Origin of the sequence: Paracoccus solventivorans (assembly GCF_900142875.1) — a bacterium.
Classification (GTDB): Bacteria; Pseudomonadota; Alphaproteobacteria; order Rhodobacterales; family Rhodobacteraceae; genus Paracoccus; species Paracoccus solventivorans.
Genome location: NZ_FRCK01000008.1, coordinates 14,452 through 28,586 on the forward strand (window position 1 = coordinate 14,452; position 14,135 = coordinate 28,586).

Annotated in this window: 14 protein-coding genes; 7 read left to right on the forward strand and 7 right to left on the reverse strand. The window is 69.8% G+C overall.

What is annotated here, in order from left to right; genetic code table 11:
- Positions 1–132: 132 nt before the first annotated feature.
- The 3 genes from BUB57_RS11965 to BUB57_RS11975 all read left to right on the forward strand — a co-directional run bounded on the left by BUB57_RS11965 (position 133) and on the right by BUB57_RS11975 (position 2,419).
- The gene (locus tag BUB57_RS11965; RefSeq protein WP_084732118.1) at positions 133–582 is read left to right on the forward strand and encodes a hypothetical protein; all 450 of its coding nucleotides are present in this window, start codon (positions 133–135) and stop codon (positions 580–582) included.
- A gap of 68 nt (positions 583–650) precedes the next feature.
- Positions 651–2,057 carry an adenosylhomocysteinase gene (ahcY, locus tag BUB57_RS11970; RefSeq protein WP_073067314.1) on the forward strand — a complete coding sequence of 469 codons (1,407 nt, stop codon included), beginning with the start codon at positions 651–653 and terminating at the stop codon, positions 2,055–2,057.
- Positions 2,057–2,419 (forward strand): YbaN family protein, encoded by a 363-nt coding sequence (locus BUB57_RS11975; protein ID WP_073067316.1) that lies wholly within the window; start codon positions 2,057–2,059, stop codon positions 2,417–2,419. The genes ahcY and BUB57_RS11975 overlap by 1 nt, the downstream gene beginning before the upstream one ends.
- Positions 2,420–2,566: 147 nt before the next feature.
- Here BUB57_RS11975 and BUB57_RS11980 read toward each other — a convergent pair whose 3' ends face one another.
- The gene (locus BUB57_RS11980) at positions 2,567–3,187 is read right to left on the reverse strand and encodes an enoyl-CoA hydratase/isomerase family protein (protein WP_073067553.1); all 621 of its coding nucleotides are present in this window, start codon (positions 3,185–3,187) and stop codon (positions 2,567–2,569) included.
- Between the two features lie 85 nt (positions 3,188–3,272).
- Here BUB57_RS11980 and BUB57_RS11985 point away from each other — a divergent pair, with 85 nt between their 5' ends.
- The 4 genes from BUB57_RS11985 to BUB57_RS12000 all read left to right on the forward strand — a co-directional run bounded on the left by BUB57_RS11985 (position 3,273) and on the right by BUB57_RS12000 (position 7,664).
- Positions 3,273–4,880, forward strand: a complete 1,608-nt coding sequence (locus tag BUB57_RS11985; RefSeq protein WP_073067318.1) for a DUF2125 domain-containing protein — start codon at positions 3,273–3,275, stop codon at positions 4,878–4,880.
- Positions 4,881–4,958: 78 nt separating this feature from the next.
- The gene (locus BUB57_RS11990) at positions 4,959–6,326 is read left to right on the forward strand and encodes a TldD/PmbA family protein (protein ID WP_073067320.1); all 1,368 of its coding nucleotides are present in this window, start codon (positions 4,959–4,961) and stop codon (positions 6,324–6,326) included.
- The gene (locus BUB57_RS11995; RefSeq protein ID WP_073067322.1) at positions 6,313–7,122 is read left to right on the forward strand and encodes a 3'(2'),5'-bisphosphate nucleotidase CysQ; all 810 of its coding nucleotides are present in this window, start codon (positions 6,313–6,315) and stop codon (positions 7,120–7,122) included. The genes BUB57_RS11990 and BUB57_RS11995 overlap by 14 nt, the downstream gene beginning before the upstream one ends.
- Entirely contained in the window at positions 7,119–7,664 is a 546-nt protein-coding gene (locus BUB57_RS12000) for a flavin reductase FerA (protein WP_073067324.1), read from the forward strand. Before BUB57_RS11995 ends, BUB57_RS12000 begins: the two co-directional genes overlap by 4 nt.
- 10 nt (positions 7,665–7,674) lie before the next feature.
- Here BUB57_RS12000 and BUB57_RS12005 read toward each other — a convergent pair whose 3' ends face one another.
- Genes BUB57_RS12005 through nosZ form a run of 6 tightly spaced genes read right to left on the reverse strand, consistent with a single transcriptional unit; the run spans position 7,675 to position 14,126 of the window.
- The gene (locus BUB57_RS12005) at positions 7,675–8,589 is read right to left on the reverse strand and encodes an FAD:protein FMN transferase (protein WP_200796452.1); all 915 of its coding nucleotides are present in this window, start codon (positions 8,587–8,589) and stop codon (positions 7,675–7,677) included.
- Positions 8,590–8,591: 2 nt separating this feature from the next.
- Positions 8,592–9,155 carry a nitrous oxide reductase accessory protein NosL gene (locus tag BUB57_RS12010; protein ID WP_073067326.1) on the reverse strand — a complete coding sequence of 188 codons (564 nt, stop codon included), beginning with the start codon at positions 9,153–9,155 and terminating at the stop codon, positions 8,592–8,594.
- Positions 9,152–9,973 (reverse strand): ABC transporter permease, encoded by an 822-nt coding sequence (locus BUB57_RS12015; RefSeq protein WP_073067328.1) that lies wholly within the window; start codon positions 9,971–9,973, stop codon positions 9,152–9,154. The genes BUB57_RS12010 and BUB57_RS12015 overlap by 4 nt, the downstream gene beginning before the upstream one ends.
- Positions 9,970–10,869 carry an ABC transporter ATP-binding protein gene (locus BUB57_RS12020; protein ID WP_073067331.1) on the reverse strand — a complete coding sequence of 300 codons (900 nt, stop codon included), beginning with the start codon at positions 10,867–10,869 and terminating at the stop codon, positions 9,970–9,972. The genes BUB57_RS12015 and BUB57_RS12020 overlap by 4 nt, the downstream gene beginning before the upstream one ends.
- The gene (locus BUB57_RS12025) at positions 10,835–12,166 is read right to left on the reverse strand and encodes a nitrous oxide reductase family maturation protein NosD (protein WP_073067333.1); all 1,332 of its coding nucleotides are present in this window, start codon (positions 12,164–12,166) and stop codon (positions 10,835–10,837) included. Before BUB57_RS12025 ends, BUB57_RS12020 begins: the two co-directional genes overlap by 35 nt.
- Positions 12,167–12,170: 4 nt before the next feature.
- Positions 12,171–14,126: a TAT-dependent nitrous-oxide reductase gene (gene nosZ / locus BUB57_RS12030; protein ID WP_073067335.1), complete on the reverse strand. Its 1,956-nt coding sequence runs from the start codon at positions 14,124–14,126 to the stop codon at positions 12,171–12,173.
- Positions 14,127–14,135 lie beyond the last annotated feature (9 nt).

The window sequence follows — 14,135 nt, forward strand, 5'->3', positions numbered from 1 at the left end:
GGGCGCGGCGCCGGGGCGGGGCGGAACCCTGCGGCGGGCGAGGCGTTTTCCCGGTAACCCATTGCAAGCCATGCGGCTGCCGGGCGCGATCCTGCGCCCCCTGGCCGCACCGCCCAAGGAAGGACCTGTCCCATGCGCCCCCTGCTGCGCCCCGCCCTCGCCCTGATCGCCGCCGCCGCAGCGCTGCCGGCGGCGGTGCTGCCGGTCCCGGAAGCCCGCGCGGCGCTGCTGGCCGCCCCGGCCGAGACCGCGCTGGTGCGCGGCTGGACCGCCGTCGCCGGGATGAGCGGCCCCGAGGTGGTCCAGCTGGCCCGCCACCTGCCGGTCGAGACCGACCCCGCTGGCGACAAGCCCTGGTGCGACGCCGCGCCGGTGGTGCAATCCGCGCTGAGCGCCGAGTTCGAGGAGGCGATGGTCGCCCGCCGCGCCGACGGCACGCAGCTGTGGGGCTCGGACACCATGGGCACCTGGACGGTGCTGCTGGAACGGGCCGACGCCACGCAATGCGTCATCGCCTCGGGGATCGGCTATCGCGACGGGGTGGACCCGGGCGCGCTTTACGCCAGGGTGGGGCTGGGCTGAGCGCAGCCGCGTTGCTTTCGCAGCCCGTCTGTGACAATGCCGCCGCAGTTCCATTGTGCGAGGTCCAGATGAGCCAGGCTGCCCCCCAAGATCACATCGTCCGCGATCTGTCGCTGGCCGCGTTCGGCCGCAAGGAGCTGGACATCGCGGAAACCGAGATGCCGGGGCTGATGGCGCTGCGCGAGGAATACGGCGCGGCAAAGCCGCTGGCAGGGGCGCGCATCGCCGGCAGCCTGCACATGACCATCCAGACCGGCGTGCTGATCGAGACGCTGGTGGCGCTGGGCGCGGATGTGCGCTGGGCGTCGTGCAACATCTATTCGACCCAGGACCATGCGGCCGCCGCCATCGCGGAATCGGGGGTGCCGGTGTTCGCCATCAAGGGCGAAACGCTGGAGGAATACTGGTCCTATACCGACCGCATCTTCCAGTTCGCGGAAGGCACGGCGAACATGATCCTCGACGACGGCGGCGACGCCACCATGTATGTGCTGCTGGGCACCCGCGTCGAGGCCGGCGAGACCGCCCTGATCGCCACCCCCACCAGCGAAGAGGAAGAGGCGCTGTTCGCCCAGATCCGCAAGCGCATGGCCGAAACTCCCGGCTGGTTCGCCCGCCAGCGCGACGCCATCCGCGGCGTGTCCGAGGAAACCACCACCGGCGTGCATCGGCTTTACGAGCTGCACAAGCAGGGGCAGCTGCCGTTCCCGGCGATCAACGTCAACGATTCCGTCACCAAGTCCAAGTTCGACAACAAATACGGCTGCAAGGAATCGCTGGTCGACGGCATCCGCCGCGCCACCGATGTGATGCTGGCCGGCAAGGTGGCGGTGGTCTGCGGCTACGGCGACGTCGGCAAGGGCTCGGCCGCGTCGCTGCAAGGCGCGGGCGCACGGGTGAAAGTCACCGAAATCGACCCGATCTGCGCGCTGCAGGCGGCGATGGACGGGTTCGAGGTGGTGCGGCTGGAAGACGTCGCCGCCACCGCCGACATCTTCGTCACCACCACCGGCAACCGCGACGTGATCCGCATCGAGCACATGCGCGAGATGAAGGACATGGCGATCGTCGGCAACATCGGCCATTTCGACAACGAGATCCAGGTCGCCGCGCTCAAGAACCACAAATGGACCAACATCAAGGACCAGGTGGACCTGATCGAGATGCCCTCGGGCAACCGCATCATCCTGCTGAGCCAGGGCCGGCTGCTGAATCTCGGCAACGCCACCGGCCACCCCAGCTTCGTGATGTCGGCCAGCTTCACAAATCAGGTACTGGCGCAGATCGAGCTGTGGACCAAGGGTGACGAATACCGCCCGGGCGTCTATATCCTGCCCAAGGCGCTGGACGAGAAAGTGGCGCGGCTGCATCTCGACAAGATCGGGGTGCGGCTGACCGAGCTGCGGCCAGAGCAGGCGGATTACATCGGGGTTCCCGTCGCGGGCCCCTTCAAGTCGGAGCATTACCGCTACTGATGCGGATCTTCTGGGGCACGGTCGGAGTTCTGGGCGTCATCCTGGCCTTTGCCGGGATGGTGCTGCCGGTGCTGCCCACCGTGCCCTTTGCGCTGCTGGCGGCCTTCAGCTTCAACCGCTCGTCGCCGCGCTTCCACAACATGCTGATGCGCCACCGCATCCTTGGCCCGCAGATCCGCGAATGGCAGGAACACCGCGCCATCGACCCGCGGGTCAAGCTGATCGCGGTGGCCAGCATGGTGGTCGGGCTCAGCATCAGCTGGTTCATCCTGCCGCCCTTCTACTGGACGATCCAGCTGTCGATCCTGGCGGTGGCGGCCGCGTTCGTGCTGACCCGCGCCAACCCCCCGCCGGCGATGTAGTCCGGCGCGGGCGCCGCAACGCGCCACCCGCTTAAAACCCGGCAGGGACTTCTTTCTGGCCCAAACACCCATGCGGCCGCGCCATCTGCGCCGCGCCCGCATGGGCAGGGGACGACGCAACCCGCCCCCCAAAGAACCGCAGCGCGCTCAACGCCCCCCGATCAGCCGCTTGATCCCCGCGACATGCGTGCAGGACGCCGCCAGCGCATCCGCCGCCAGCTCGCGGGCCGCGGCCTCCAGCCCGTCCTCGGGGACGATGCGGTCGAGCAGCCCCCAGGACAGCGCGGTCTCCGCCTCGATCCGCTGCCCGGCCATCAGGATCATCGCCGCCCGCGACGGGCCGACCAGCGCCCGCAGCCGCGCCGGGTCCGAGGGCTGCGGCAGGAACCCCAGCTTCATCACCGGGTAGAAGATCTTCGCCCCCGGCACCGCGATGCGCAGGTCGCAGGCCAGCACCATCCCCAGCGCACCCCCCGCCGCGGTGCCGTTCAGCGCCGCGATGGTCAGCGCCGGGGCCTCGGCGATGGTGGCCGACAGCTCCTCCCACAGGGGCGAGGTCGCCAGCCCGGCCCGCGCCGCCCCCAGGTCCGCGCCGGCCGAAAACACCCGCCCGCGCCCGGTCAGCATGATCGCGCGTGCGCCCTGCGCGACGGCGGCGCGGAACGCCTGGGTCAGATCGGCGATCATCGCTGCGGTCAGCGCATTGGCCTTGTCCGCGCGGTCCAGCGTGATTGTGGTGAACCCATCCTGCGGGCCGTGTGTTTGAATCAAGACTGCCTCCCTTGGTCACGGCGCCGGATTATGCGATGTTCGCCGCGCGTCGCAACGCCACACATTCCAAAGGATAGGATTCATGTTTTTGCGGACCGCCACCTCGACCCTTGCCGTCCTTGCGCTGACGGTGCCTGCATTCGGCGACGTGTCGCCCGCGGAAGTGTGGCAGAACTGGATCGAATATTACCAGGCGAACGGATACAACGTCACCGAGGGCACGCGCGAGGAAGCCGGCGATACGCTGATCCTGCGCGATGTCGCGATCACCTATGCCGCCCCCGGCGACGAGCTGGACCTGCGCTTCGTCGCCCCCGAGATCTCGCTGCTGGCCACCGGCGACGGGCGGGTGCGCACCACGCTGGCGGACACCATCCCGATGAGCGTCCGCTTTGCCGAGGATGGCGAGGACGTCACCCTGACCGGCGCGCTGACCCTGCGCGACAGCGAGATCGTCACCAGCGGCTCGGCCGAGGACATGACCCACGACAGCCGCATGGGCGAGGTGAGCCTGGCGTTGCAGACCATGCAGACCGGCGCCACCACCCGCGACCTGCCGGTGACGCTGACCATCGCCAACCTGACGAGCCGCCAGAACGTGACCCGCACCGACGCGATGCGCTTCGACGTCGAGATGGCGGCCGAGCGGCTGAATCTGGAGGCCGACCTGGCCGACCTCGACGATGCCGGCACCGGCGATGACGGCAGCGAAGGCAGCGAGGGGCCGACCCGCGTCAAGCTGTCGGGGGTGGTGAACGACCTGCGCGGCGCCTCGACCGGGGTGATGCCGCTGGATGCCGACCCGGGCACGGACATGGCGGCGGCCCTGCGCGCCGGGCTGGATGTCAGCGGCAGCCTTGCCGCCGGTGCGGGAAGGTTCGAACTGGACGTGGCCGGCACCGACGTCGAGGGCCAGCCCGAAAACGTTGCCGGGCATTATACGGTCGAGGGGACCGACGTCTCCTTCGGCTTTGGCGCCGACGGGCTGAAATATCAGGGCGCCATCGATTCGACCGCGGCCGAGTTCACCGTGACCGGGCTGCCCGCGCCGATCAGCTATTCCATGGCCGAGACCACCTTTGACGTGCAGATGCCGGTGCTGAAATCGGACGAGCCGGCGCCCTTCAAGCTGGCCTATTCGATCGGCGGGCTGTCGCTGGCCGACGGCATCTGGGACATGTTCGACCCCCAGAAGGTGCTGCCCCGCGACCCCGCCAGCCTGGATATCGACGTCACCGGGCTGATGCGGCTGACCATGGACCTGTTCGACCCGGCGCTGGCCCGGGCGGCCGAGGCCGCGGGCGACGATGCGGCGGGCAGCGACGGCATGGACGCGACCGGCGATGACGCCGCCACGCCCAACCCCTTCGAGCCGACCGAGATCTCGCTGAACAAGATCGCGCTGTCGGCGGTCGGGGCCAGCTTCGACAGCTCGGGCGAGCTGCGGGTCCCCGAGAGCGGCGACATGACCCAGCCGGTGGGCACGCTGAACGCCCGTATCGAGGGGGTGAACGGGCTGATCGACCGGCTGGTGCAACTGGGCGTGCTGAACAGCGACGAGGTGGCCGGCTATCGCATGATGCTGGCGATGTTCGCCCGCCCCGCCCCCGAGGGTGGCGACGCGCTGGTCAGCGAGTTCGAGTTCCGCGAAGGCGGCGAAATCTTTGCCAACGGGCAGCAGGTGAAATAACACCGCGCCATCATGGCGAAAATTGCGGGGGCCGGGCGCGTGTCCGGCCCTTTCGCTTCGGAAGGAAGGCGCCCTCTCATGACCAGATCCGATTCTGCCTCTGATCTTGCCCGGTTGACCGATGCGCTGATCGCGGCCGCGCGCGCCGCCGGCGCGGACGAGGCCGACGCCATCGCCACCTCGGGGACCGCGCTGTCGGTCGAGGTGCGGCAGGGGGCGCTGGAACACGCCGAACGCGCCGAGGGGATCGACATCGGCCTGCGCGTGATCCTGGGCGGGCGACAGGCCTGCGTCTCGGCCAGCGACACCTCGGACCGGACCCTTGCCGAGATGGCGGAACGCGCCGTCGCCATGGCACGCGAGGCGCCGGTGGACGATCACGTCGGGCTGGCCCATCCCGACCAGCTGGCCAGCGACGGCGATACCGACGCGGGTCCCTTGCAGCTGGACGACGGGCAGCCGCTGCCCGAGCCGCCCGCGCTGCTGGAACTTGCGCTGCGGGCCGAGGCGGCGGCGCTGGCGGTCAAGGGGGTCAGCATGGCCGAATCGGCCAGCGCCTCGGCGGTGCAGCGCCGCATCTGGCTGGCGGCCAGCAACGGGTTTTCGGCCGGCTACGGGCGCAGCAGCCACGGGATTTCCGCCGTCGCCATCACCGGCGAGGGGCTGGGGATGGAACGCGACTGGGCCGGCGAATCGCGGGTCTGGGCCGAGGACCTGCCCACCCCCGAAGAAATCGGGCGGCTGGCCGGCGAACGCACCGTGGCGCGGCAGGGCGCGCGCAAGCCGCCGACCGGCGCCTTTCCGATCCTTTACGACGAACGCGTCGCGGGCACGCTGATTTCGCACCTGCTGGGGGCGGTGAACGGCAGCGCGGTGGCGCGCGGGTCCAGCTGGCTGCGCAACGACCTGGGCCAGCAGGTGCTGCCCGCGGGCATGAACCTGACCGAGGACCCGCGCCGCCCCCGCCATTCCGCCTCGCGCCCCTTCGACGGCGAGGGGCTGCGCACCGCGCCGCGGCTGATCGTCGAGGCGGCCGAATTGCAGGGCTGGACGCTGGACCTGGCCACCGCGCGCAAGCTGGGCATGGCCTCGACCGCCAGCGCCGTGCGCGGCACCTCGTCGCCGCCCTCGCCGGGGACCAGCAACGTGACGCTGACCGCAGGTGAGGCCACGCCCGAGGAACTGATCCGCGAGATGGGGCGCGGGCTGGTGGTGACCTCGATGCTGGGCGCCTCGATCAACGCCACCACCGGCGATTATTCGCGCGGCGCCGCCGGGTTCTGGGTGGAAAACGGCCAGATCGCCTATCCGGTCAACGAATGCACCATTGCCGGGAACCTGCGCGAGATGCTGATGCTGATGGTCGCCGCCAACGATCTGCCCGACTGGCGCAGCCTGCGGGTGCCCAGCCTGCTTGTCGAGGGCATGACCGTTGCCGGAGAGTGACCTTGCCCTGATCCGGCAGGCGGCCGTGGACGCCGGCGAAATCGCGGTGGCCCATTGGCGCGGCCGCTTCCGGCACTGGGAAAAGCCGCAAGGCGCGGGGCCGGTGTCCGAGGCCGACCTAGCCGTGAACACCGAGCTTGAGCGGGTGCTGCGCGCCGCCCGCCCGGACTACGGCTGGCTGTCCGAGGAAAGCCCCGAGGACCCCGCCCGCGCCACCGCCGCCCGCGTGTTCATCATCGACCCGATCGACGGCACCCGCGCCTTTATCGAGGGGCAGGACGGTTTCGCCGTCGCCGTGGCGGTGGTGGAAAACGGCCGTCCCATCGCCGGGGTGGTCCACCAGCCGGCGCGCGGCGTCACCTATGCCGCCGCCGCGGGCGGCCCGGCCACCCGCAACGACGAACCCGTTCACGCCGCCGCCGTGCCGCTGGCAGGCGCCCGGGTGCTGACCGCAAAATCCTCGCTGGACCCGGGGTTCTGGCGCGGCGGCGTGGTGCCTGCGGTCAAGCGGGGCTTCCGCCCCTCGCTCGCCTCGCGGTTCTGCATGGTAGCGGACGCGCAGTTCGACGCGGTGCTGTCGATGCGGCCGGTGTGGGAATGGGATGTGGCGGCGGCCTCGCTGATCGCGGAATGCGCGGGCTGCGTGGTGAGCGACCGGCGCGGGCAGGGCTTCCGCTTCAACCAGGCGCCGCCGCTGGGCGACGGGCTGATCGTGGCGGCGCCGGCGCTGCACGCGGAAATCCTGGGCGCGCTGGTGGTGCTGCCGCCCGGCCGGAATGAAGGGACCGCCGAATGACGAGACTGACCCCCGAGACGCTGGACCGGCTGGCCGACGCCATCAGCTTTCGCCCCGACACCGAGGCCGCCCGCCTGTTCCGCGAGGCGCTGGGCCGGTTCGCGACCGGCGTCACCATCGTCACCGCCGAGGGCCCGGACGGGCCGCAGGGGATGACGGTGAACAGCTTCACCAGCGTGTCGCTGGACCCGCCGCTGGTCCTGTGGTGCCCGGCGCGGGCCTCGGGGCGGCACGAGATCTTTGCGCAGGCGCCGGCGTGGTCCATCCATGTGCTGGGCGCCGAGCAGCTGGACATCTGCCTGCGCTTCACCCGCGGCGGGGCAGGGTTCCAGGGCATCGCGCTGGGCCGGACCCTGCTGGGCACGCCAGAGATCCCGGGGGTGGCGGCGCGGTTCGACTGCCACGCCCATGCGGTGCATGACGGCGGCGACCACTCGATCCTGGTCGGGCGGGTGGCGCAGGTGACCATCGCCGGACCGGACGATCACCCGCTGGTGTTTGCCGCAGGCCGCTTCGGCGCCTTCGAGCCGGTGGGGGGCTAGGCCCCGGCTCTCAGACCGCAGCCTCGACCCGCGCGCCGGGGAATTGCGCGACCATCGCCGCGATTTCCTCGCGGTCGGGGATCATGCAGGCGGCGGTGCTCAGCGCATCGGCGAGCGCGGCCGAGGGGGCCGAGATCGCGATCTCGCGCCACGCCGCAGCGCTGGGGCGGCCGGTGGCGGGCTCGAGGATATGCCCGTTGCGCCCCGCCTGGTCGAAGGTGGTGCCCAGCGGGGACGAGCTTGCCAGCGCCCGCCCCGACAGCCCCAGCTGGCCGCCGGCGGCCAGGGTGATCTGCCAGGGGCCGCCGCCGGGCTGGCCGCCAAGGGCGCGGAACTCGCCGGTGTCGATCAGGATCTCGCTCAGCCCCTCGGCGGTCAGCAGCGCCGCCACGCGGTCGGCGACATAGCCCTGTCCGATGCCGTTCAGGGTCAGCGCGGCACCGGGGCGCAGGCTGATGCGGTCGCTGTCGAGCGTCACCCCCTCCCACCCGACCACGGCGCGCCGCGCCGCGATCTCGGCAGGGGCGGGCTGGTGTCCGGCCGCGGCGGCTTCGGCCCACAGCGCCCACAGCGGCTGCACCGTGGGGTCGAAACGCCCGCCGCTCGCGCCATGCACGGCACCGGCCAGCGACAGGCATTCCAGCAGCTCGAAGGGCGGGGCGTCCAGCTGCCCGTCGCGGTTCAGCCGCGCCAGCGCGCTGTCCGGGCGATAGAGGCTGAGGATATCCTCGAGCCGGTCGATCTCGGCCAGCACCCGCCCCGAAATCGCCTCGGCGTCGGGATGGGCCAGCCGGATCGAGGCGCGCGCGCCCAGCGCCTGCCCGGACCACAGCCGCGCGGCGGGCGGCGGGGTGCCCGCGCGCAGGGCCGCGGGGGTCAGGGCCAGCGCGGCGGAAATCGTCAGCAGGCGGCGGCGGGTCAGCATGTTCAACCTCCGGCGGGTTGGGAAAGGGCGCGCAGGCGCCGCAGGTAATCGTCTTCGTCCTCGTCGCCCATGTCGACGGGGGCCAGCACCATGTCGTCGCGGATCGCGTCCAGCTGCAGCACGGTGCCGCCCTCGGCATCGGCAAAGCCTTGCGCGGCCTCGCGCGTGGAAAACGGCACCGTTTCAGGGGCGCCCATGCCGCCTTCGCGGCCCGAGCCCACGACATAGAACGCGGTCTTGGCGTCGATCCAGTTGCCCTCTCCGGGCACGTCCCAGGTGGCGCCGGGCGCGCCCATGTCGTTGACATAGACCGCCAGGATCGGGGCCATCTGTTCGGGCGCGCGGGTATAGGCGATGGCGTCGCGGACCTGGCTGAAGAACAGCGTCGGCATCCCTTCCAGCACCACCTGCGCCTTGGGGCCGGGGTGTTCCAGCAGGTTCATCTGGCAGTAATGCCCCAGCGATTCGGCGGTGAACTCTTGCGGGCCGATGTCCTGCGCCACCTCCTCCTTGCAGGCGGAAAGCGTCAGGGCGGCCAGCAGCAGGGCAAGCGGCAGCAGCTTCATGGCGTCACCTTGCGGAAAGCGGCCCAGGCCAGCAGCAGCGCCGCCACCGGCCACAGCACCAGCGAGGCCGCGGATTTCCACAGCGCGATGGCGCTTGCGGCGCCGCCGATGCCGCCGGCCTCGGCCACGGCGCTGGCTGCGGACAGGTTGAACAGGCGGAACGCATCGGCCGGGTTGGCCAGCAGCGCCACCGGCAGCACATGGGTGGTCAGCGCGCCGCCGCTGTCGGTCACCACCAGCGCCAGCAGGCCCAGATCGTAAAGCACCACGAACAGCAACCACAGCCCCATCGCCAGCCCCGCCGCCCCCGAGGGCCGCCGCGACAGCGACGACAGCGTATAACCCAGCCCCAGGAAGGCCGCGCCCAGCAGGACCGAGGTCCAGATCAGCCGCCACAGCGACGGCAGCGCGGTGATCGAGGCGGGATCGGTGACAAAGGCCATGACGCCGGCGGCGCCGTAGCCCAGCACCAGCGCCAGCGCGAGGATCGCTAGATGCGCCAGAAGCTTGCCCAGCAGGATCTGCAGCCGCGACACCGGATAGGTCAGCAGCAAGGGCAGGGTGCCGCGCTCGACCTCGCCGGCGATGGCGTCAAAGCTCATCAGCAGCGCCAGCAGCGGCACCAGATAGACCGCCAGCGAGGTCAGCGAGGCGACGGTGATCGACAGCCGGTCCACGCCGACATCGCCGGTGGGCGCGGCCCCGGCGGCGGCCAGCACCAGCGAGAACAGCACCATCAGCGCGGTGGCGATGAGCACCCAGCGGTTGCGGAAGGCGATGCGGAACTCGGACGCCGCGGTGGCAAGAATGCGGTTCATGCCGCCTCTCCGTGACCGAAATGGGTGTAGATGTCTTCCAGGCTGGGCGGGATCACGTCCAGATCGGCCACGCGCTCGCCCTGCGCGGTGATCCGCGCCAGCAGCGGCAGCTTGTCGGCCTGCGTGCAATCCAGCCGCAGGCGCCCGTCGGCGGTGGGCTCGGCCCCGGGCAGGGCGGCGGCCAGCGGCTCGGCCGCGCCGGCGGCGGGGGTGACCAGCAGCGTCACCGGCAGCGCGGCTTCGTGGCGCAGGCTGGGTAGGGTGCCCTCGGCCACCAGCCGGCCACGCGCCAGGATCAGGATGCGGTCGGTGCGGGCCTCGACCTCGGTCAGCGCGTGGCTGGAGAGCAGGATCGAGGCGCCCTCGGCCGCCAGCCCGTCCAGCAGCGCGTAGAAATCGCGCCGCGACACCGGGTCCAGCCCCGAGGTGGGCTCGTCCAGCACCAGGAGCCGCGGCCGCCCGATCAGCGTCTGCGCCAGCCCGACGCGCTGACGCATCCCCTTGGAATAGGTGCCGATGCGGCGGCGCTTGGCGTGGCCCAGCCCGACCCGTTCCAGCAGCTCGCCCGCGCGCCCGGCATCCTCGCCGCGCAGCGCCAGGTAATGGCGGATCTGTTCCTCGCCGGTCAGGGCCGGGTGGAAGGCGGCGTTTTCGGGCAGATAGGCCACCTGCGCCCGCGCCGCGGCCGAGCCGGGGGCGCCGCCGCAGACCGAGACCTCGCCCCCGTCAAAGGGGACCAGCCCCAGGATGATCTTCATCATCGTCGACTTGCCGGCGCCGTTGTGGCCCAGCAGCGCCATGCGCATCCCCGGTTCCAGCGTCAGCGACACATCCCGCAGCGCCTCGACCGATTCGTAGCGTTTAGTGAGATGTGAGATTTTCAGCGTCGAAGTCATCGAAGTTACCTTTGTCCCAGCGCCCGGCGACGGCGGCCTCCATGGCGGCTATGTCATCGGGGACGGGAATGGCCAGCGGCTGCATCAGCGGCGCGGAATCGCGCACGCCGCCGGGCAGGGTGGCGGGAAAGTTGCTCTGGCTCCAGCGGATCAGCTGGACGGCGGGGGACCCGGTCAGCAGCGCCGCGGCGGGCTGCGACCACAGGATATGGTCCATCAGGTCGTTGGGGCGATAGCTGCCGTCGGCGATGCCGTCGCCGTTCAGATCGAAGGCGGGGTGGTCGGACCAGTAGTTGCCGCGGCCCTCGAGGCTCCACTCCATGTGGCGGGTGCCGACGTATTTTACCTGCTCGCGGTTGCCCAGAAAGGCGTTGCCGGTCAGCACGTTGCGCTCGGACCCGGCGGTGAAGTGGATGCCGATGCCGCAGTCCTGGAAGCGGTTGTCGTAGATCAGGTTCTTGTGGGCGTTGTAGATGAACAGGCACTTGCGGGCGCCGCCGCGGACCAGGTTGCCGCTGACATCGCCGCTGTTGGCATAGTTCAGCATGATGCCGTGTTCGCGGTCGCCCAAGCTGAGGTTGTTGCGGATCACCGGCCGGTCCGAGAACATGATCGCATAGCCCAGGTGGTTCCCGACCGAGATGTTGCCCGACACCTCGGTGTTGCGGGTGTACATGAAATGCACCGCGAAGCGCAGGTCCAGGAACAGGTTGTTGCGATAGAAACTGTCGGCGCTGGTGTTGGAGAAGATGCCGTCGCGGCCATAGCGAATGGTATTGCCCTCGACCACCGTGCCGGGGCTGTTCCAGACATAGACGCCGTTGCCGCGCTCGTTCATGTGCAGCACCTGCGTGCCGGTGATCTGGTTGCCGATCACCTGCGCGTCGTGGCCGCCGTGGACGTCGACGCCGTGCATGTTGCCGGTCAGGGCCAGCCGCAGCACCTGCGCCCGGTCGGCGCCCTTGCGGATCTTGATCCCCGAATCGAGGTCCTGGTTCACCATCCCCGAGCCGGTGACGGAAAACCCTTCCAGCCGCACGTCGGGCGCCTCGATGGTGATGACGGTGCCCTGGCCCTGGCCGTCCACGACGGCGTCGCGGCTGCCGGTGATGGTCAGGGGGCGGTCGATGGTGACGGGGCCCGCATGGACCCCGCCCGCCAGTTTCAGCACATCGCCGGGGGCAGCCCCGGCGATGGCGCGCGCAAGGCTGCCCGCACCCGGCGCGACCTCATGCTCGGCCGCCAGGGTGGCGGCCGGGGCAAGGGCCAGGGCAAGGATCAGGGACAGCCAGCGCATCGGATCAGGCCGCCTTCGGCTCGACCAGCATTCGGCCGCGCATTTCCATGTGCAGCGCGTGGCAGAACCACTGGCAATAGTACCAGTAGACGCCGGGGCTCGCAGCGGTGAAGGTAACCGACGAGGTCTGCTGCGGCGACGTCTCCATGGCGACGCCGTGGTTGCCGATGGTGAAACCGTGGGTCAGGTCGTCGATCTCGTCCAGGTTGGTGACGATCACCGTCACCTCGTCGCCCTCGGTCACGGTGAAGCTTTCCAGCGAGAAGCTGGGGGCGACGCTGGACATATAGACCCGCACCTTGTTGCCGTCACGGATGATCGTGTCGGCCCATTCGTCAATGTCGACGCCGTCCGCCTCGGCCTGCTTGCGGGTCTCGGCCCACATCGGGTCGTTGCGGTCCCACACCGACTTGATGATGCCCGACAGAATCGCCGGATCGACGGCAATGGCATCATGCGGCTCGGCAAAGGTGGGGCCGTCGTGGACCAGCACCATCTGGTCGCCGGAAATGTCGATCAGCTGATCGTTTTCCGGCTTCAGCGGGCCGACGTTCAGGAAGCGGTCCTTCGAGAACTTGCACAGCACGACCAGCCAGTCGTTCTGCGCGTCCAGCGTCTCGCCCATCGTGGTCTTCAGGTGGCCGGGCTGGTAGTGCACGTCCAGCTTTTGCTTGATCGGGTCCACGTCCTCGCCGGCATAGGCGCGCACGGCTTCCTCGATGTTCCACTTGACGACTTGGCTGTCGATGAAGGTCGAGGTATAGGCGTTGCCGCGCCCGTCAAAGGCGGTGTGCAGCGGGCCCAGCCCCAGTTCCGGTTCCGCCACCACAGCGCTGCGCAGCTCGGCGCCTTCGTAGAAGATTGCGTCCAGCTTGGTCACGTCGAGCACCGTGACGGTGGGCGACAGCTTGCCGTTCAGCACCAAGTGTTTCTTGTCCGGCGCCATGTTGCAACCATGGGGGTTGTTGGCGATGGGGATGTAGCGGGTGAACTGGCTGTTGGCTTCCTTGCGGCCGTCCAGCACCTTGCAGCCGTTGATTTCCTCGTACTGGCCGGCCTCGATCGCCTTTTCGATCTCGGCGATGTTGAAGATGACGACGTGGTCCATCTCGGACTCGCTCATCTCGGCGAGGTTCATCCCCATTTCCGAGTTGTACGAGGTCGAGAACGCCCATTTCCCTTCATAGTCGCAGTCGGTGTTGTCGAGGTTGCCCGATACCAGCACCTGCCACGCGACCTGCATCTCGTCGGCGTTCACTGCGCTGAACACGTTCACATAGGTCGAGATGTCGTTCATCGTGGTGCCGTCGTTGATCAGCGGCGCCTCGTCCTCGCCGTTGCAGAACAGGTAGTTGCTGCGCGGCCATTTCTGCGGGCGCATCCCGTGGATGGCCTTGGCGTTCGGGATTTCCAGGATGGAATCGCATTTCATCACGTCGCAACGCACGCGGGCGACGCGGGTGTTGGCCTTGTCCTGCATGAACAGGTAGCGGCCGTCGTATTTGCCCTCGGTATAGGACATGTGCAGGTGGTGCAGGTCGCCGTTGTCATGGATGCGCTTGCCGTTGGCGGCCAGGTGTTTTCTGGTCTTTTCGGTCATCCCGCGTTCGAAGATGCGCAGCGACTCGTTGGTCTGGCCCCAGCCGGTGGCCGAGCAGCGGTTGAACACCGGGATCCGCATCAGCTCGCGCATCGAGGGGATGCCGAGGATGCGCACCTCGCCGGTCTGCCCCGAGGACCAGAAGCCGTAGTACTGGTCGAGCTGCCCGGGGGCGACGTTGATTTCCGCAGCGCCCGCCGCACCGGCGGTGCCGCCGGTCACGGCCGCGGCCGTGCCCAGCCCCAGCGCGGCCGGCCCCAGCGCCAGCCTGCCGCCGAAAGCGCCCGCGACGGCGGCGCCGCCGGCGGTAGCGCCCAGCAGCGCGCGGCGACTGACGCCCTTCTTGTCGTTGGTTTCCATGTTCGACCT